17 protein-coding genes and 1 pseudogene are annotated in these 19848 nt (G+C 50.6%); 8 read left to right on the forward strand and 10 right to left on the reverse strand.

The genetic code is table 11. The features are described from left to right. Positions 1 to 43: 43 nt before the first annotated feature. The 10 genes and pseudogenes from F384_RS07885 to F384_RS07930 all read right to left on the reverse strand — a co-directional run bounded on the left by F384_RS07885 (position 44) and on the right by F384_RS07930 (position 10097). Positions 44 to 814, reverse strand: a complete 771-nt coding sequence (locus F384_RS07885; protein ID WP_046481000.1) for a hypothetical protein — start codon at positions 812 to 814, stop codon at positions 44 to 46. Between the two features lie 495 nt (positions 815 to 1309). After that, entirely contained in the window at positions 1310 to 2809 is a 1500-nt protein-coding gene (locus F384_RS07890; RefSeq protein WP_226991631.1) for a PglL family O-oligosaccharyltransferase, read from the reverse strand. A 589-nt stretch (positions 2810 to 3398) separates the two neighbouring features. Continuing rightward, positions 3399 to 3929 carry a fimbrial protein gene (locus F384_RS07895; protein WP_046497904.1) on the reverse strand — a complete coding sequence of 177 codons (531 nt, stop codon included), beginning with the start codon at positions 3927 to 3929 and terminating at the stop codon, positions 3399 to 3401. 9 nt (positions 3930 to 3938) lie between these two features. After that, on the reverse strand, positions 3939 to 4415 hold the full coding sequence (locus F384_RS07900) for a fimbrial protein (RefSeq protein ID WP_046481001.1): 477 nt from the start codon (positions 4413 to 4415) through the stop codon (positions 3939 to 3941). Continuing rightward, positions 4412 to 4915: a fimbrial protein gene (locus F384_RS07905; protein WP_046481002.1), complete on the reverse strand. Its 504-nt coding sequence runs from the start codon at positions 4913 to 4915 to the stop codon at positions 4412 to 4414. Before F384_RS07905 ends, F384_RS07900 begins: the two co-directional genes overlap by 4 nt. A gap of 8 nt (positions 4916 to 4923) precedes the next feature. Then, positions 4924 to 5505, reverse strand: a complete 582-nt coding sequence (locus F384_RS07910) for a fimbrial protein (RefSeq protein WP_413541463.1) — start codon at positions 5503 to 5505, stop codon at positions 4924 to 4926. Between the two features lie 26 nt (positions 5506 to 5531). Beyond that, on the reverse strand, positions 5532 to 6287 hold the full coding sequence (locus tag F384_RS07915; RefSeq protein ID WP_046497909.1) for a fimbria/pilus periplasmic chaperone: 756 nt from the start codon (positions 6285 to 6287) through the stop codon (positions 5532 to 5534). 41 nt (positions 6288 to 6328) lie between these two features. Then, positions 6329 to 8844, reverse strand: a pseudogene (locus tag F384_RS30735) (outer membrane usher protein). Between the two features lie 81 nt (positions 8845 to 8925). Next, positions 8926 to 9411: a fimbrial protein gene (locus F384_RS07925; RefSeq protein ID WP_052746897.1), complete on the reverse strand. Its 486-nt coding sequence runs from the start codon at positions 9409 to 9411 to the stop codon at positions 8926 to 8928. A 146-nt stretch (positions 9412 to 9557) separates the two neighbouring features. Next, entirely contained in the window at positions 9558 to 10097 is a 540-nt protein-coding gene (locus F384_RS07930) for a fimbrial protein (protein ID WP_046481003.1), read from the reverse strand. Between the two features lie 273 nt (positions 10098 to 10370). Here F384_RS07930 and F384_RS07935 point away from each other — a divergent pair, with 273 nt between their 5' ends. The 8 genes from F384_RS07935 (at position 10371) to F384_RS07970 (ending at position 19596) form a co-directional block, all read left to right on the forward strand. Beyond that, complete coding sequence (locus tag F384_RS07935) at positions 10371 to 11039, forward strand: winged helix-turn-helix transcriptional regulator (protein WP_052746898.1); 669 nt, start codon at positions 10371 to 10373, stop codon at positions 11037 to 11039. A gap of 99 nt (positions 11040 to 11138) precedes the next feature. After that, on the forward strand, positions 11139 to 11765 hold the full coding sequence (locus F384_RS07940) for a winged helix-turn-helix transcriptional regulator (protein WP_046481004.1): 627 nt from the start codon (positions 11139 to 11141) through the stop codon (positions 11763 to 11765). A 232-nt stretch (positions 11766 to 11997) separates the two neighbouring features. Next, entirely contained in the window at positions 11998 to 12786 is a 789-nt protein-coding gene (gene fabI / locus F384_RS07945) for an enoyl-ACP reductase FabI (protein WP_046481005.1), read from the forward strand. A 200-nt stretch (positions 12787 to 12986) separates the two neighbouring features. After that, the gene (locus F384_RS07950) at positions 12987 to 14126 is read left to right on the forward strand and encodes a carboxymuconolactone decarboxylase family protein (protein ID WP_046481006.1); all 1140 of its coding nucleotides are present in this window, start codon (positions 12987 to 12989) and stop codon (positions 14124 to 14126) included. Positions 14127 to 14215: 89 nt separating this feature from the next. Continuing rightward, the gene (locus tag F384_RS07955; protein WP_046481007.1) at positions 14216 to 16150 is read left to right on the forward strand and encodes an exoribonuclease II; all 1935 of its coding nucleotides are present in this window, start codon (positions 14216 to 14218) and stop codon (positions 16148 to 16150) included. Between the two features lie 248 nt (positions 16151 to 16398). Then, positions 16399 to 18393: a cyclic di-GMP phosphodiesterase gene (pdeR, locus tag F384_RS07960; protein ID WP_046481008.1), complete on the forward strand. Its 1995-nt coding sequence runs from the start codon at positions 16399 to 16401 to the stop codon at positions 18391 to 18393. A 182-nt stretch (positions 18394 to 18575) separates the two neighbouring features. Beyond that, positions 18576 to 18758, forward strand: a complete 183-nt coding sequence (locus tag F384_RS07965) for a hypothetical protein (RefSeq protein ID WP_046481009.1) — start codon at positions 18576 to 18578, stop codon at positions 18756 to 18758. An 88-nt stretch (positions 18759 to 18846) separates the two neighbouring features. Continuing rightward, positions 18847 to 19596 carry a DNA-binding transcriptional regulator YciT gene (locus F384_RS07970; RefSeq protein ID WP_046481010.1) on the forward strand — a complete coding sequence of 250 codons (750 nt, stop codon included), beginning with the start codon at positions 18847 to 18849 and terminating at the stop codon, positions 19594 to 19596. The last annotated feature ends 252 nt before the right edge of the window (positions 19597 to 19848 follow it).

Below are 19848 nucleotides of genomic sequence, written 5' to 3' on the forward strand. Positions count from 1 at the left end.
CCCGGCAATCTACTAATCACAGCTAAACCGAAAATTCTCAAGGTCAATATGGCATCATCACCAATACACTCGATCCTGTATGGAAGCCTTCAGTCGTTATGCCTGTCAATAGATCCTGAACAAGCAGTTCAGAGTTACCCGGTTCTAATGTAATCGCTGTATTTAACGACTTACCATCTACGGTGACTTCTGATCTCCCTTCATCCAGGTAGATATATTTATCCTGAGTTACCAGATTAAATGTAACTGTCATTTCAGCGGTACACTGGATGCCCATATTTTCTTTGGCTATACTACCCTCTGCGTTTTGAAGTGAGATATTTCCATGCTCTAATACCAATTGCGGAGTGGTAATTTTGCACCATTCGTCAGCGGGAGGGACATCCATACACCCCCCGGGTTTCAGTGCTGTATCCCACAAATCATTTCCAATTGGAATTGCAGCATAGGCGACACATTCTTTGAAACCATTCGGGCCTTCATGATCTATCGTAGTAACACCGCTATCTACATCATAAACCTCTTTAGCCAGTTGACCTATGGTTTGTATACCATCTGATTCTCGTCCTCCGCCTCCCGCACCGGCAACAACATATCTCACCCCATCTTCAGTGTGCTTATGACCTAATGTAACCCAATAGTTAGCTGGAAGAACAACATCAGCAGCAGACCCAATTTCAATAAGCGACTGTTTTATATAATAAGTAGCACCCACATTACCATGATAAGAAACACTTAAGGAAGTTATTATGGGATATTGTCCTGCAAATCCAAAAAATGGCAAAAACATCAACATAATTATTAATTTTTTCATAGCTAAATCCACTACTGACAGTCAAAAATAAAAAGTTTAGGTAGTTAATTTCCAGAGCGTAATCACATGCTCCAGAATAACATCAAGCGTTACCTGAACACAGATACCAAAACATATTAGTACCGTTTAAATATTGATAAGGCATAGCCTTGTTTACGGCAAGCACAAACAGCCTCGAAAGCATAGAATCTGAAATATATTCAACGATCATCAAAGATGATTATACTTTGACATTAATCGTTTAGCAAGTGACCATTATATCTAAAAATACACTCTTCATTATACTTAAATAATATTATTCAACTTATTTTTAGTATTATTTTGGACTGAAATACATTCTTCATTTTAAATAACACATAGCCCCTGGATGGAGGGTAAATGGCTGGTTTTTGGTACACACGGCCGGACAAACGTCTTAGTACCGGCCATTTTTGGTGAGGTGTTAAGAGAAAGATTGCCAGATAAGCGACAAGGCGATATCAATCTGTCTTGTTTTTATTGACAGTTAAATCGCACATCCTCAGGCCACATCACATTCGCCCTGAGACACAGCGTCTGCGCTGACGGTGCGCCCAGGGCGCGGTAAATCATCAGCAAGCTGTTATAGACATCCGGATTATTATGTACCCGGATGTAGGCTTCAGCCCACGTCTGGAATTGCGTCAGCAGTGTGGGATCCTGCGTGATGTTGAATTTCATCAGCAAAGCGACATGCCGGTCAAAATCGAGTCGCTCATACTGGCTCCATGGGTTAATCAACGAGGCGACAACCGTGCTTTCATCCTGTGCCAGCGGCACCAGTCCTTGTTGTTCAATCCGGGTTAACTGAACCTCGGTAATCACCCCCGTAACCATAAAGACCAGCACGCCGCTCGCGACTATTCCCGCTCCAATACGCTGCGCGTTATCAAAACGGCTCACAGAATGGTGAACACGCCCAGCAGGGCCAGTGATTACCAGCAAAAGAATCAGCGTAATGCCGTGGGTGACGGACTGATAAAGCGGGTATTCCAGATTCACATGCAGCGCAATCGGCAGCAACAGCGCCAGACCGGCCCAGCGACGTCCGCCCTTCCCCCACAGACGTTTTAGAATGCCGCCGACCATCAGCAGCACACCCGCTACCGCCACCACTCCACCTTCCATCCAGGTATAGAGCAGCTCATTATGTGGATACATAATGGTGGTATATCTGAGACCCGCAGGCATCAAATAGGCCAACTGACCGAAGAGCGCCTCAAAACTGCCGTAGCCGTTGCCAACAAAAGGATGGTTGAGAATAAGCTGCCACGTAAGCCGGAGAATATACCAACGCTCCAGCGTCGAGCCCTCTTTTTCGACCATCGACGGGATCATACCAGGAAAGAGTTGTGGGCCAAACCGAAGCAGAAACAGACCTATCATCACACCGACAGCCAGCAACAACAGCGCCACACCGGTCCGTCGTGTTTTCCCGGCGATAACCAGCAAAATAACAGCCCCGATGGCGGCCCCAAGATAGCCGGTGCGACTTTGTACCAGCACCAGCATGGCGGGGATGAACACCAACGCAATCGCGCTGAGGTTTGCCGGTATCCTATGGCGACATCGCGTAAACAACCACAGAGCACAGAGCAACCCCGTTGCCAGGAAAGACGCATACACATTGACCTGCTGGAAACTGCCATAAGGCCGTTTGCCTACCAGGTTTGGTAAATCGCTCAGTTGTACCGCACCGTAAATCACCTGGAGGATAGCAGCAGCGACCAGAATCAGTAGCCACGGATTTCTGAGACGAAAGCTACAGCCCGATCTCAGCAACAACAACCAAACCGCTATTAGCCCCCACAGCGCCAGTACCTTCGGCAGCGCATTCCACTGCCAGGCGATAACCGGCGACCAGAGGATCGGCAGCGACCACAGCACCGCACCAGTCATTATCCAGCCGGTTCCCGGTGGAAAAATGCAGCGCCCAGCTTTAACCGTGAATATGCACACGATGACAATGAGTGCCATCGCCCCCCAGGCCAGTACGTTTTGCGGTAACTCTAGTCCTGTGCCGCCACGATTGGGTAATTCATACAGAAATCCAATACAAAGCCAGAGAAAAAAAAGAGTGAAATACCACCATCATTTTTTGGAAGAATTAAAAAACGGTTCAATAAATACTTCATGTATAATATCGCTATAATTGGCACTTAAGGTATATAATGAAAATGCGAGGCAACTTCTCAGCAGTAATACTGGAATATCAATTAATAAGGAGTTATAACCAACACACTTGACCCAGTGTGTAAACCTTCTTTGGAGACACCCGTTAACCTGTCGTCTATCGGTATGTTTGAGTTGCCCTGATTCAGAGTCATGATATTATCCAGAGTCTGGTCATCTACCATGATTTCACATCATCAAGGTAGATCTAATTATCACCCAATCAACAAAATATCACTTGAGTTTCATTGGTATAATATACACCTAAACTCGCTTTTACTGCGCTACCTTCTGCATCTCTTAAATCGATAGAAATTAATGACATTTTCTCATTAATCCTACCTGCAAAACTCTATTCAAAAATATGAAATGTGACTTCATGATTTTTACTCTGTTACTGATATACCAGTACGAAGGTGGCTATTGCGTTGAAATCACCGGGTATTATTTGTTCGTTCGTTATAGCCGATGGTTTCCCCTGTACATAGGCATTAAATGTCAGCGCGTTATTGCCCTGAGACAATGGCTGATATGGGCTGGCTTTATTAATAGCCAGTGGGGTGCCATCAACAAGTTCCAGTCCTACAGCGACCCCTTTCGCAACACTTGACGGCTCCAGCGCCAGCATCGTGGTTAACTCATCATCAGGAGTACCTTCAAACGTCACACTGACCGTCTTCATCAGTGCAGGATCACAATTTTCCAGATAAATAATAAACGGCTGGCTTTTGGTGCGCTGATACTGGTACAGCCCTTTTACGATCACCGAGCCAAAACTCAGCTTGATATTGCTATCGCCATCGGGAATCCTACAGGGCTCCGCCACCAGTGCACCGGAAAAATGAACATTGTTGTCTACCGCCTGAACGCCATTTGACAACACCGCCCCCGTCAACAGGAGAAAAGAGAAGGTCATTAATTTCATGTTCATGTCCTACATATAGTCCGTGCGCAGCGTCATGGTGGCTGCAAATGCCCCTTCCGTCAGCGTCACCGACTGATCCTGAACCGGCACCGCTTCAATGGCCGGCGGTGAGTCGGGGTCACTGACGACGATGCGTGTAGAAAAACTTGCAGCCACACCATCCACCAGGATACGGATCCCGAGCCCCGGTTTATCTGTCTGTATGGCGGAATTGTCATAAGTCGCATGCTGTGTAGTATCAATAACAATCGCCAGGCTGTTAACGGTGTAACCTGCCTTACAGTTCACCGTATATTTCACCGGCTGTTTGTAGTTGTTGCCGTCAATTTTGTTGACGCCCAAATCATCGCCAAACGCCACTTTAATTATCTCGCCGTTGCTGATAGAGCACGGCGGCACCACCAGCGTGCCGCGAAATTGCATATCGCCACTCGCCAGTACCGAAAAAGGCAGGAGTAGCGCTAAGAGTGAAATGATCCGTTTCATTGATACTCCACCAACATGGTCGCACTTGCTGTAAATAACCCGGTTTGCAGTCGTGCTCCCGGTTTCTGCACCAGTAGCGCCTTCAGCGTCGGCTTCGCAGCAGCAGAGCTAAAAATGATCCCCGTATTGAGTGAATAATCCATACCGTTAGCCTTGATCTTCACGCCCAGATTGGCGATTGACGTGGTCAGTACATTATTGTCAAAAGCAACGCCTGTACCCTGAATCGTCATTTTCAGCAACTTGGTGGTATCCATACTGCTGCAATCCAGGTCATAGCTAATGTTCTTTTCCACCAGACCGGCAGCCACATCGGTCACCGCTATATTGTTGCCAAAATCGACCGTAATTGGCCCCTGCGGGTTAATATCACAGGGAGCGGAATTAACAGTGACATTTACTGTTATCGTCGTCGTATTCGTGTAGTTGTCTTCTGCCCTGACCTGTGTGCTGGCAGTCGTCATTGCGGCAAGCGCTATAAACCACGTCGTCTTCCTCATGGCCTCTCCTACTGATAAATCATGCTGAAGTTGATCACGGCATGATACGGTCCGGCCACAAACATGGCGCCTGTACGTTCCGGTTGCAGAGTAAACACCACTTCATCCTGACCCGGATTGAGCAGCAGGCTGTCACCCATACGCGACAGCGGCACCGTTTCACCACGGCTGTCACGCAGGCGTAGACCAATACCCGATGCACCGGTCACCTTTATCAGGTCCGGATTGCTTTCATCTGCCACAGCCACAAAGCGCGCCTTGTAAGGTGGTTGCAGCGTGCTGACCGTAGTGGTCATCGGCGTGATGTTGGTGCTCCAGTTCGCCAGTTCCGGACAGTCGTGCAGGTAAATCTTCACCGTGATGGGCGCTGGCGCTTTACCGACCAGATTTACATCCGCACGCGAGGTACTACCCAGGTTCACATCCTGCCAGGCCGAATCCATTGTCATACGACAGGTGTTTTCCAGCAGATCGCCGTGAACATACAGGGTTCCGGTATCAACCAGCGGTTTTTCATCTTCTGCATTTACCGCCCCGCTGACGACCATCAACAGACCGGTGACCAACAGGGTTTTCATCATTCCGTTCATCTACCGTTCCTCCCTCAAGCCCCGAATTATTTATCTTTCAGCAGCTTTGCCGTACAACTGGCGCCGCCGCAGGAGAACTGAATCTGTGGACGTCCACCGTAATCGTTGAGATAGGTCAGCACCGGCGAATTACCCAACGCACTGGCTGATGCCTCGATGGGTGTCTGCCCTTTCGGCGCCACCATGATCGGTTTGAATCCTACCGGTTTGCCTTTAGCCGCAGGACTCCCTTCCACAATGGTCAGGTAATAGGGCGACGGGTTATTAACCACGTATTTATCCCCCTGACGAGTGAGAGTCACTTTCTCCACCCAGTCGCCTTTTGCCGCCTGGTTTTTGTCCAGGGCAATGGCTGCCGGACGGTAGAACAGCTTGATGCGGGTCTGCAGCGCAATCTGCAGCACATTCGCTTTGGTGCTGCGCGGCGGGATCTCGCGCAGGTTAAAATAGAACAGGCTTTCACGATCCTGCGGCAAGGCGCTGAGAGCTGGTGAGGTCTGCACCTTCACCTGACTTTTGGCCCCCGGTTCAATGCGTTGCACTGGCGGCAGCACCGTCAACGGCGAGGAAATTTTGTTACCCTGCTCGTCTTCTATCCAACCCTGGGCCAGATACGGCAGGTTTTTGTTCTCATTGCTAATATTCAGGCTGATGGATTTCTCGCCGCCGTTGACAATTACGCGGGTACGATCCAGCGCAATAGCCGCACTTGCCTGCTGTGCTACCAGAATGCCGGTCAGGGCAATAGCCAGAACAGAAATACTTTTTTTACAGTTAAACATCTTCATTATTCACTCAGTTAATATTGATCTTTGCCGACAGCTTAGCTCTGGCACGGCAGTAACAAATTTCCGCTCTGGCTCAGTTCAGTTAATCTCTCTGGCACAGTAACGGCGCACTGCACGTCTCCGTCCCAGCTCACATTCAGTTTTGCCCCCGGCTTCAGACCGCTCAGGTACGTCTGGCCTTCGTCATTAACAATACCCACTTCCTGTTTTTCGGCGTTCTGCACACTGGCGCCAAACGGCGGGAAGGTCCCGTCGGCCAGGCGAATAATCCCCATCGCCTTCATGCCCGACACCACGTTGAACTTCCGGTAACCAATCGCCCCTTCCGTCAGGGTGGCCTGCACGACTGATGAGGAGGCTTCGGCATCATCCGGCAGGTCGTTGATATTGATACGCAGGTTGTTTTTGCTGTAATCGCTCACATCCGCCACAACTGCTTTGCCAAACATATTGGTCCGGGTGCTGTCGCTGTAACCCTGCACCGGAATACCCGTCGCATCGCCAGTATCTACCATCACCCGAGTTCCCCCCGAACTGTTCACCCGGTGAAGTGCCGCGCCGTGAGTGGTGGCGGTTATCCCGCCGCGAAGCGACAGTCCCGCCGAGGTGTACTGGTTTTGCTGGTAATCGACGTTGGCGGTCACATCGGCAATATCCGCAGAGTGGTCGTAATAGCCGCTCAGGCTGCCGCCGTCTTCGCGGCCGCCAGCGGCAATACGGTAGTTATCACCATTTTTCAACCGATCGCTATACGCCAGGTCGTGGCTGTTGCTGTCACCGTTCATCGAACCGTTATAACTCACGGTGCCCGAGTCGCCCCATGGAACAGACACCGACATATACATGCCGTCATCGTTGATACCGTTAAACTTGTTGCGGTACGCCGTCAGTGAAGTGCTAATGTTCTTCCATTTAGCGAGATCGAAATAACGCGAAATCGTCAGGCTGTAGCGGTCTTCCGTCGGGTTGTTCCAGTAAGTCTGGTGGGAGTAATTCAGATAGGCGCTTATCCCGAGGGACTTGAGCTGTTGGCTGAAGGTGATGGTGTACATCTCCTTGCTCTGCATGAAATCGTCATGATTCGACGTGTAGCTCAGGTAATCGTTAAAGCTCATGTAATTCTTTTCAGAAAAGCGGTAACCGGCAAATGTTACCTGGCTGCCCGTTTCATCAAAGCGCTTGGAATAACTGATGCGGTAAGACTGACCGTGGCGGTGTTCGTCTTCCAGCTTCGCATCGGAGCGAGTAACGTCGAACGCCAGCGCCCCAGCGCCATCAGATCACGGCCCAAACCAGCAGCCAGTGAAATATACTTACCGCTCGCCACTACGCCGCCGTACAGCGACCAGCCGTTACTGATCCCCCAGGAGACGTCGCCGGAGCCGAAGGTATCGCCATCCGCTTTGTGATCGTAGCTGGTCGGCTTGCCAGCAAATAATTTGTAACGTACACTGCCTGGGCGGGTCAGGTACGGAATATTTGCTGTACTGACCTTATAGTTCTGCTCCGAGCCATCCTGTTCCTTGACGCGCACATCCAGCGTACCAGAGACGGCATTGTTCAGATCCTGAATGGCGAACGGCCCCGCCGCGACCTGAGTTTCATAAATCACGCGTCCCTGTTGGGAGATGGTCACCTTGGCGTTAGTTTTCGCCACCCCGGTAACTTCGGGAGCATAACCGCGCAGGTTCGGCGGCAACATGTTGTCATCAGAAACCACGCTGGCACCGACAAAGCGAAAGCTGTCGAACAGATCCGAATTTAAATAGTCCTCGCCAAGCGTCAACTGCGCTTTGATTGATGTCAGAGCGCGATAGAGATACATGCGGCTCCAGGTCCACTGCTTTTGTCCTGAACTGCCCTCTTCTTCGCCGCCAGACTGGTCTTCAAAGTTGGTCTGCCAGTCTGCGCGGGCACGCCAGGGCCCTAAGTTTGCGCCAAACGTCCCGTTACCGGATACCGTGTTTTCATCACCGTCGCTGTTGTTCTTACGCGTCTGGGCGTTGATGTTATAGTCTGCCAGCAGCCCCGGCACACCGTCGTCCCACATACTGGCTGGCACCCAGTTGTCGTCGGTGTATTCAACATAGGCCTGCGGTGCACTAATGGCCAGCACCGCGGTACTCAGGTCCGGGTGTACTTCAACCCCTTCCAGGACGGTGATATCCACACACTGGTTGTCGTGCCAGAGGGTAAACTTCTTCACCATCTCCTCTTTGAAGCCTAATTTGTTGACGATGTCCGGGGTAAAACAGGCTTTAGAATCTTTGCCATCATCCCCTGATGCATAGACAGAAACCGGCTGTTCTTCGAGTTCATTCTGGTTTATTTTGATCTTGAAGGTATAGTCACCCGGCATAATATAGCCGCGTCGGGAGAAATGGCTTAAATCGATATTTGCTTTATCTTTTACATCCAGCACATCAGTATTGAACTGTATATCGTCTGCAGCCATTGCGGAACCATAACAGTAGACAAATACACAGACAGCAATCACTGACAGTTTAGCCATCCTGGCCCCGATATTATTCTTTATGTATGTTTTAGCCATGCCTGCCACACTTATTACCCGTCAGGAAATTTTTAAAATAATATCAACGCTGCATTCAGAAACAGAAAGCAGACAGAAACGCTAAAAATATTCAACCCGGTAACGAATGGTCGCGCTGTAATCCCCCACCACAAGACCACGTAAATTATTTTTCAATTTAATGCGATAATCGAGGCGGTTGTCAGTCACTGAACTTTGTTGCCAGGGCATTGCCTGACCCGGATGGATCTCCGTTCCGTTACGGTCAACCAGCACCAAAGCCACACCGCTGGCATTTCCGTTCACCCGGAACATTCCATCGTCCTCGTCGCCGTCAAAAATAATATTGATATACTGCCAGGCGGTAGAGTTATCGGAAGGTCCCAGTGAGCAGTTGGTTAAACGAATGTAAAAATCCTGTGGTTCACCCTCACCCGTTCGCTTGATATGTCTTCGGGTCTCTGTGGGCATGGCAATTGACTGATAGCCATCTCCGGTATCAATATCACAGGCGCTGGAAATAATACTCCCCTCCAGGTTCACCTTGCCGAACAATTCCAGTTCATTTTCAGAGCTACTATTTGTCATCTGCGGCGTTGCCTGTACGGGCAGCGTTAGTATTGTGCATAATAAAACCGGCACAGTAAGTATGAATTTACTCATAAATTCTGACTCTGAATATGTGGAAACAACGCCTGCAAACGCAGGCGTTTTCTAATACTCGTGGCTTACTGTTACGGGTATGCCAGGGTAAAGTCAGCAACTGCAGAGAAAGTACCCGGGATGATAGTTGACGACGCGCCATCACCCTTCAGGTAGGCAGCGAATTTCAACGTGTTATGACCGTTTTGAATTGCCTGTCCGTCTGTAGCTTCGCCCAGTGTAATCGGAGCACTTTTACCATCAGTTAAGATAATGCTCGCCCCTTTTGCAGTCCCGGTGATACCCAGAGAACTCTTGCCTTGACCACCTTGCGCACCAGTAAAGGTGGTTTCCACAGTAGCCCCAGTCTTCACGGAACAGTTTTCGAGGTTAATGATGATGTCTTCTGGATCAGTTTGACCATCATTGGTGCCGCCGTTTTGCAGAAGCACATTTGACACTTCATCAAAATGAACATCAATTTTCTCGCTGTCTGAATTAAGCGAACAAGGCGCATCAATAATAGAACCATCGAAGAACACTTGACCGTGACCCTGATCTGCTGCATTTGCTGCACCAGCAAACATCACCATACCCATGGCAGAAACGAGAGCCATTTTCTTGAAATTCATAACATACCCTTTTATTAATGGTTTATTTAAAAATCCGTTTTGAACAACTGTAATTAAGTCGTTCAGATGTTACGGTTGGAGATTATAAATAGATGATAATTTTTGGCAATTAACATTTGAGTCCAAAAAAAAACAGTCAAATACATTACAAGTGAATATTATTCAATGTATTTTATGTGTTTTTTTGGACTGTAATAAATTCTTCATTTAAAAAATTTAATTAGCAATAATTAGTCACTCAACGCAGTCAATTTACTTTTTGGATAAATAATCATGAACACCATTATTCCTCATACCGTTAATATTGATACTGCAAAAATTCATCACGATCAATCTAAACCTGTTCAGGATATTCAACGATTGATCGCCACGTTTGAACCACACTCTCGAGTCTTGCCCCCTCAGGCCGATCATTCTCTCAATATGGCCGAATTTGCCAAGCGAAAATGTGTTCTGTTACATACGGGATACGCTTCTTTATGTCGACAGAGCGATGGCCTGGTCCTCAATACGGAAAGCGCGCCTTTCGTTTTTGGCTTTAGCGATTTATATCAGACGACACAAAACCTCACCGTTTATCCTGGCCCGATGACAAAGCTCAGTACGTTACCCCTTATACAAGCCTGGAAAATCGTAGAACGGGAAGAGCAATGGGAATCTCTGGCGAAACTATTGATGCATATCTCAACGCGCCTCTACGGACATTGCGTCCGTACGTCGCATACCGCATCGTATGAAACCATCAGAGCATTGCTCCTGGAACTCAACGATGAACCTGAAGCCCTGCGTCAGACAACGCCAGTGCTCCAGTATATCCAGAGTCGCTGCTTTTTATCCCGCAGTGGCATCCTGCACATCCTGTCCCAACTCCGAATAGGCAATTACATTACCATTAATAATGGTAGACTAATTAAAATGGGTTCCTTACCCATAAAATTCTAGTTAAGGGTAATACGTTGACGTTTTCATCTTTTCATCGCCGGAACCGACCAAGCTTGTCTATGCTTAAAAAGGATTTTTCCATTCAGCTAAGCTTACCGTATGAACAATAAAAAAAATTCATTGCCGTTACTCAATAAACCCTCCCCCTATGGGAAACAACTGCTGGAGGCATTGCTTCCGTACGGCGAAGCCCGGCGCTATTCAAAGGGCGTTCGTCTGGAGCTTGTTAAGGGGGATGTGAAGTTATGTCATTTGCTGATAAGCGGCTCTTTAGAAGTGCATCGCAATTCTGACCATTTACTGATTGTCACGATACCTGGGCCTGTTGTCATTGGCCTGGGTGTGCATGACGCCTATCTTATCATGGCGGAGCCGTGTCACGTTGCCACCATGACGCTGGAAGACGCTCAGCGCTACATTTCTGAAAAGAATCTTTGGGAACTGGTCACCCACCAGATGATGCTGATCACCAATAAGCTCTACACCTACAGTAAGCAACTCAGTGCGCCAACAGTCTATGAACTTATCTGCAATCAACTGATAGAGTTAATCAACGAGCCTGAGACTATCCGTAAAAAAATCTCCGTTGAGCGCTATATTCGCGAGAAAGCCCACGTTTCTCGCAGTAGCGTGATGAAAATCCTCTCGGATCTCAGGATGGGCGGCTATATCGTCATCGAAGACGGAAGGCTGATTGAAATTCGTCATCTGCCCTCCAAATACTGAAAATGCGGTGTGTGAGGTTGGATCAGTTCCTGGTGAGATAACTGTTATAATCCATGATGTCTGAATTCTATCCTCTGCCGCACGATTTCCCGATCGTAATGTAAAAATCACGTGACAATTCCTGTGCGTAGTGGGCTATAATTTCGGCCTGCTTTTTCTATTATTCTGGCATTTGAAATGCAATCGATTGTATTCAAAGCCAAAAATAAGCAACAACATAAGGATTTAAGCTATGGGTTTTCTTTCCGGTAAGCGTATTCTGGTAACCGGCCTTGCCAGCAAACTGTCCATCGCCTACGGCATCGCACAGGCGATGCACCGCGAAGGCGCGGAACTGGCATTCACCTACCAGAACGACAAACTGAAAGGCCGCGTGGAAGAATTTGCTGCTCAGTTGGGTTCAAACATCGTTCTGCAGTGCGATGTGGCAGAAGATGAAAGCATTGACACCATGTTCGCTGAGCTGGCCAAAGCCTGGCCTAAATTTGACGGTTTCGTTCACTCTATCGGTTTTGCCCCTGGCGACCAACTGGATGGCGACTATGTGAACGCGGTCACCCGCGAAGGCTTTAAAATCGCCCACGACATCAGCTCCTACAGCTTCGTGGCAATGGCGAAAGCCTGCCGTTCTATGCTGAACCCTGGCTCTGCCCTGCTGACGCTCTCTTATCTGGGTGCTGAACGCGCGATCCCGAACTACAACGTGATGGGTCTGGCGAAAGCGTCTCTGGAAGCGAACGTTCGTTATATGGCGAATGCGATGGGTCCGGAAGGTGTGCGTGTTAACGCCATTTCTGCGGGTCCAATCCGTACGCTGGCGGCTTCTGGCATTAAGGATTTCCGTAAGATGCTGGCGCACTGCGAAGCGGTAACCCCGATTCGTCGTACCGTGACCATCGAAGATGTGGGTAACTCTGCGGCCTTCCTGTGCTCCGATCTGTCTGGCGGTATCTCCGGTGAAGTGGTTCACGTTGACGGCGGCTTCAGCATCGCTGCGATGAACGAACTGGAACTGAAATAATCGTTCAGACTTCCCCCGTGGGCGGCGCACTGCCGCCCACGCTCTCTCGCTTTCCCCGCAATATAGCTTTTTGATCTTTGTTATCACGCAACAATCTTTCATCCCTTCCCCCGCTTACGCCAGGATAAAGCAGCGAAAACGATCCGGCGTGATTCGACGACGACGTGTCCGGGTCGCCACATACAGACCAAGGAACGCCCATGGAACAACGCCGATTCAACGGCAAAAGCCACTGGTATCATGAAACCCAGTCCAGCACCGGCCCGCAGGACGTGTTACCGCTGGTGCCCGAAGCCGCACACGTTGACGATCGCTTTCTGTTGGACCTGGTGATACCCGAAGACGCACTTTTTCCCTTTCAATCCTGGCTGCAACCTGCCCGTCAGCTTGCTCACGAACTGTTCCCTGACATCGTATTACTGAACCGCCTGCATACCTTTAGCGCCTATGAACGCATGAGTACTGCGTTAACGGTCGCCCAGGTGTACGGCGTGCAGCGACTCTGTAACCATTATGCCGCCCGTCTGACACCGCTTCCCGGCCCGGATTCATCACGTGAGAGTAATCACCGACTGGCGCAGATTACTCAGTACGCGCGCCAGCTTGCCCGTTCGCCTTCGGTGATTGATAACCGCGCACGCCAGCATCTACGCGACGTGGGTCTTTCCGCCTGGGATATCACGCTGATGAACCAAATCATTGGCTATGTTGGTTTTCAGGCGCGCGTCGTCGCCACGTTTCAGGCCTGGCTTGGACAACCGGTGCGCTGGGTGCCGGGGCTGGACATGCAGTCATTCGCCGACGTCGCCCCATTCCTGCAACCCGACACGGCCTGGTATTCGGCGCATGAGCAGGTCGAACTGCGCTACGCAACGTCGGAACAGCTCGAGTCTCTGTCGCGCTGTCAGCCGATCGCAGCCCTTCAGCCCATCGCCCCTAATCTGGTTCACCAACCGACGCTGCTCACCCTGCTCGGCACCTTACTGACGAGCACCTTGTCTGTTGAATCCCCTGCGCACGGTTTCACCACACTACTGACGTCACGAATTAACGGCAGTGCAAGCTGTTTTAACCAACATGCGACATCATCAGACGTCGCCGAATTACTGCGGCAGAGTGAACATGAGATTGAACGCCGGGAACGACAACAGCCGCATGAGCGTCCGTTGTTCCAGGCGATACAATGGCTGACGCGCGCGCCCGATCGCTTCAGCGCTGCACAGTTCACCCCGCTCAGCGAGTACTGTACGTCCGTCGAACAGGCCATCAATCTGTTGGCCTGGTCAGGTTTGTGCGGATGGATAAATCGTCTGAAAATCGCGCTGGGCGAGACGCATTAACCCCGTCATTGCTACAAAGAGCACTTGCCGCATCAGGTACTTTCGCGTAAAACTGTCAGCCGCTCTTATGGCCACGAAAATAGACAAATATGTTTCAGGACAACCCGCTGCTAGCGCAGCTTAAACAGCAACTGCATTCCCAAACGCCACGCGCCGAAGGGGTGGTAAAAGCCACGGAAAAGGGCTTTGGCTTCCTGGAAGTCGATGCGCAAAAAAGTTATTTCATCCCCCCGCCGCAGATGAAAAAAGTGATGCATGGTGACCGTATCATCGCCGTCATCCACACTGAAAAAGATCGTGAATCTGCGGAACCGGAGGAACTGGTTGAGCCGTTCCTGACCCGTTTTGTCGGTAAAGTGCAGGGTAAGAACGATCGCCTGTCCATCGTGCCGGATCATCCGCTGTTGAAAGACGCTATCCCCTGCCGCGCCGCACGCGGTGTGGACCATGAATTTAAAGAGGGTGACTGGGCCGTTGCTGAAATGCGCCGTCATCCACTCAAAGGCGACCGCACCTTCTACGCTGAATTAACCCAGTTCATCACTTTCGCTGACGACCACTTTGTACCGTGGTGGGTCACCCTGGCGCGTCACAATCTTGAGAAAGAAGCGCCGGACGGCGTGGCGACGGAAATGCTGGATGAAGGTCTGGAACGTCAGGATCTGACAGCGCTGAATTTTGTCACCATCGACAGCGCCAGCACAGAAGATATGGACGATGCGCTGTATGCTGAAGAACTGGCCGACGGCAAACTGCAACTGACCGTGGCGATTGCCGATCCTACCGCCTGGATAGCCGAAGGCAGTAAGCTGGATAGCGCCGCGAAGATCCGTGCGTTCACCAACTATTTGCCAGGCTTCAATATTCCGATGCTGCCGCGCGAGCTGTCTGACGACCTTTGCTCGCTGCGCGCCAATGAAGTGCGTCCGGTGCTCGCCTGTCGCATGACCATTGCCGCAGATGGCGCCATCGAAGATGACATCACATTCTTCGCCGCCACGATTGAGTCAAAAGCGAAACTGGCTTATGACAACGTCTCTGACTGGCTGGAAAATAGCGGTAGCTGGCAGCCTGAAAGCGAAGAAATCGCGCAGCAGATTCGCCTGCTGCAACGCATTTGCCTGAACCGCGGCGAGTGGCGTCATCACCATGCTCTGGTGTTTAAAGATCGCCCTGACTACCGCTTCATTCTCGGTGAAAAAGGCGAAGTGCTCGATATCGTTGCAGAGCCGCGCCGTATCGCGAACCGGATTGTCGAAGAGTCAATGATTGCCGCCAACATCTGTGCCGCACGCGTGCTGCGCGACAAACTCGGCTTTGGCATTTACAACGTTCATCTGGGCTTTGATCCGGCCAATGCCGACGCGCTGGCCGCGCTGCTGCAATCCCACGGGATGCATGTGGATGCCGAAGAAGTATTGACCCTCGAAGGCTTTTGCAAACTGCGTCGTGAACTGGATGCACAACCGTCGGGTTTCCTCGACAGCCGCATTCGTCGCTTCCAGTCCTTTGCGGAAATCAGCACCGAGCCGGGCCCGCACTTTGGGCTGGGTCTGGAGGCTTACGCCACCTGGACGTCGCCGATTCGCAAATATGGCGATATGATCAACCATCGTCTGCTGAAGGCCGTCATCAAAGGCGAAAGCATTAGCCGTCCACAGGAAGAGGTCACCGTACAGATGGCAGAGCGCCGTCGCCTGAACCGGATGGCGGAACGCGATGTTGGCGACTGGCTGTATGCCCGTTTCCTGAGCGATAAAGCCGGGACGGATACCCGCTTCGCGGCGGAGATCATCGATGTCAGCCGTGGTGGGATGCGTGTACGCCTGGTGGATAACGGTGCGGTTGCTTTTATCCCTGCGCCATTCCTGCACGCCGTACGTGACGAACTGGTTTGCAGCCAGGAAAGCGGCACCATCCAGATTAAAGGTGAAACCGTCTATAAAGTGACGGATGTGATTGATGTCACCATCGCCGAAGTGCGAATGGAAACCCGCAGCATCATCGCCCGTCCTGCCGCCTGACGACCCGCCCTGTAACGGCCTTTTCTTTTGTGGAAAGGCCGTTTTCTTTTCCCCAAATCGCCTTTCTCTCACTACACTCTGACTGTCAGCCGGATATATTTTCAACCGCGCCTATGCTTTTTCCCGAATCTGAATTACAAATAAATACATAAACAAAACAAGATGTTCAGCTATCGTGATTTTTAATTAAGGCTGGCTAATCCCTTCCATTAAGGGTTGTTCGCGCTTTAAACGGGAGGGGGTTCATTGTGAAAGACATTCTGGAGTCCGCAACGTTGTATAGCTTTCTGGGTACTCACACGCCCTACTGGCGTTTGTCAGAAAATTCCAACACCCTGCATTTGTCCGTCACCGAAGCGACCGACCGTGCAGAGAGCGTTGAACTAGCGCCCGAGCAGGCCGAGCGGATCCGCGAAATGACCGTCATCACCTCCAGCCTGATGATGACGCTCCCCTTTGACGACAACGATATCCCGGTGCATCTGGTAGGTCGTAAAATCAGCAAGCATGAATGGGCGGGCAGCGCGTCGGCCTGGCACGATACGCCTTCTGTGGCGCGCGATCTGGTCAAGGGGCTGTCGTTTGCTGAACAGGTGGTGTCTGAAGCCAACTCGGCCATTGTGATCCTCGACAGTCGGGGCAACATTCAGCGCTTCAACCGCCTGTGTGAAGAGTACACCGGGCTGAAAGAGCAAGAAGTAATTGGGCAGAGCGTCTTCAGGCTCTTTATGAGCCGTCGGGAAGCCGCCGCCTCTCGTCGCAACATCAGCGGTTTCTTTCGCAACGGCAATTCGTATGAAGTTGAGCTCTGGGTACAGACCCGCAAAGGTCAGCGGCTGTTCCTGTTCCGCAATAAATTTGTCCACAGCGGCAGCGGGAAGAATGAAATCTATCTGATCTGCTCCGGCACTGACATTACGGAAGAACGGCGCGCGCAGGAACGATTACGCGTGCTGGCGAATACCGACACGATTACCGGTTTGCCAAACCGCAATGCTATTCATGAACTGATCAATGACGCCATCGATCAGGCGGTTGGAGACAGCCAGGTGGGCATTGTCTATCTCGACCTGGATAATTTCAAAAAGGTGAACGATGCCTATGGTCATATGTTTGGTGATCAGCTTTTACAGGCGGTGTCATTAGCGCTTCTGAGTTGTCTGGATGAAAATCAAGTGCTGGCTCGCCTCGGCGGTGATGAGTTTATTGTACTGGCCAGCCAGACATCCCAGAGCTCGCTTGAGGCGGTCGCCTCGCGGATCCTCACCCGATTACGCCAGCCCTTCCGTATCGGCCTGATAGAAGTCTACACGGGCTGTTCTGTCGGTATCGCGATGGCGCCACAGCACGGTGATAATAGCGGCGATCTGATCCGCAATGCCGATACCGCGATGTACACCGTCAAAGAAGGCGGACGCGGCCAGTTTTGCGTCTTCTCGCCGGAAATGAACGAGCGCGTTTTCGAATACCTGTGGCTGGACACCAACCTGCGCAAAGCGCTGGAAAACGATCAGTTGCTGATTCACTATCAGCCGAAAGTGACCTGGCGAGGTGAAGTTCGCAGTCTTGAGGCGCTGGTGCGCTGGCAATCCCCTGAACGCGGGCTAATCCCACCGCTGGAGTTCATCTCTTATGCCGAGGAGTCCGGGCTGATCGTGCCGCTAGGCCGCTGGGTGATCCTCGACGTTGTGCGCCAGGTCGCGAAATGGCGTGATAAAGGCATCAACTTGCGCGTGGCGGTTAACATCTCCGCCCGTCAACTGACCGACCAGACAATCTTCACCGATCTGAAGCAAGTGTTGCACGAGCTCAATTTTGAATATTGCCCTATCGATGTCGAACTGACGGAGAGTTGCCTGATTGAAAACGAAGCGCTCGCGCTGTCCGTTATTCAGCAGTTTAGCCAGCTCGGCGCCCAGGTGCATCTGGATGACTTTGGCACTGGCTATTCTTCGCTTTCACAACTGACGCGTTTTCCAATTGATGCCATCAAGCTGGATCAGATTTTCGTCCGCGACATTCACAAAAAATCGGTCTCGCAATCAATGGTCCGTGCGATTGTCGCCGTGGCGCAAGCGTTGAATCTACAGGTGATCGCCGAAGGCGTGGAAAGCGCCAAAGAGGATGCTTTTTTAACGAAAAACGGCGTCAATGAGCGACAAGGCTTTCTATTTGCCAAACCGATGCCTGCCGCCGTGTTTGAGCGCTGGTACAAACGTTATCTCAATAAGAAAAAGCGTTAAGCGGACAAAATGATCGCCCGAGCGAAACGGAAAGTTTCGCTTTTCGCCTTATACATATCTGTATGTATTCGCAGAATATATAATATTCTCTAATGCTTCTGGCGAGGCTGAATTTTCCCTTCTCTTTTGCCGTCATTTTTTGCATCATTAACCTCTCTCATTATTTGACAAAGGATCCCCCCATGTCTGATATCGATGCTAAACGGGTTGCCGAGCGTATTGATACCGTGCTTGATATCCTGGTGGCCGGTGATGTCCACTCCGCCATCCATAATCTCGAAATTCTGAAGGCGGAATTGTTGAGCAAGGTGCAGGATGAAGCCGTATCATCGACGACCAAACCCCGGGCACCGTGGGAGATCTGATTTTTTCGCGCGTGGTGTGTCGCCAGGATGTCGCACCGCCGCCTGTGTTTAATCTTCGCGGTATATTACCGCTATAAAAACTAGAGCTATGAACTCCCGACAACAAAAAATTTTGCAAATGGTCATTGATAAAGGTCAGATGAGTGTCTCTGAACTGGCTAAAATCACTGGCGTTTCCGAAGTCACTATTCGACAGGATCTGAACACTCTCGAGAAGCAGAGTTTTCTGCGCCGTGCGCACGGTTTCGCCGTTTCGCTGGATAGCGAAGACGTGGAAACCAGGATGATGACCAACTACACCCTGAAGCGTCAGCTCGCGGAGTTCGCGGCGTCGCTGGTCAGCCCTGGCGAGACGGTGTTCATTGAAAATGGCAGCAGCAATGCCCTGCTGGCAAGAACGCTGGCAGAACAGAAAGATGTCACCATCATTACGGTCAGTAGTTACATAGCACACCTGTTGAAAGCGACGCCCTGTGAAGTGATCCTGCTTGGCGGTATTTATCAGAAAAAGAGCGAAAGCATGGTGGGACCGCTTACCCGTCAGTTCATCCAACAGGTTCATTTCAGTAAGGCGTTTATTGGCATTGATGGCTGGCAGACCGAAACGGGTTTCACGGGTCGCGACATGATGCGGGCTGATGTGGTCAATGCCGTGCTGGAGAAAGGATCGGAAGCCATTGTACTGACTGACAGTTCGAAATTTGGCGCGGTCCATCCGTACACGCTTGGCCCGATCGAGCGGTTTAGCCGCGTGATCACCGACGCCAGAATCAGTGCCAGCGACCGTAAACTGATGGAACATCGTGGCCTGACCGTTAATATCGTCGACGCTGAGTAAAATATCCGCAAATGATTTGTTCGCCGCAGATCATTTGCGCTCTGAGACTATTCTGACTCCCTAATTAAGACTATTTACCTGTTGTTCACAGGCCAAAGTCGTAAAATTAATAGTAGCGATATAACAGGAAGTGACTATCACCTGCGTGATATTACCCTGCGCAATAAGGTTTCACGGATGCCCACTTTAATGACTGATATTTTAACTATAGTTAAAGAGAGCTTACTTCCGTGAATCGTTAATTCAGGAGAA

It is taken from the genome of Citrobacter amalonaticus Y19 (assembly GCF_000981805.1).
Lineage (GTDB): Bacteria > Pseudomonadota > Gammaproteobacteria > Enterobacterales > Enterobacteriaceae > Citrobacter_A > Citrobacter_A amalonaticus_C.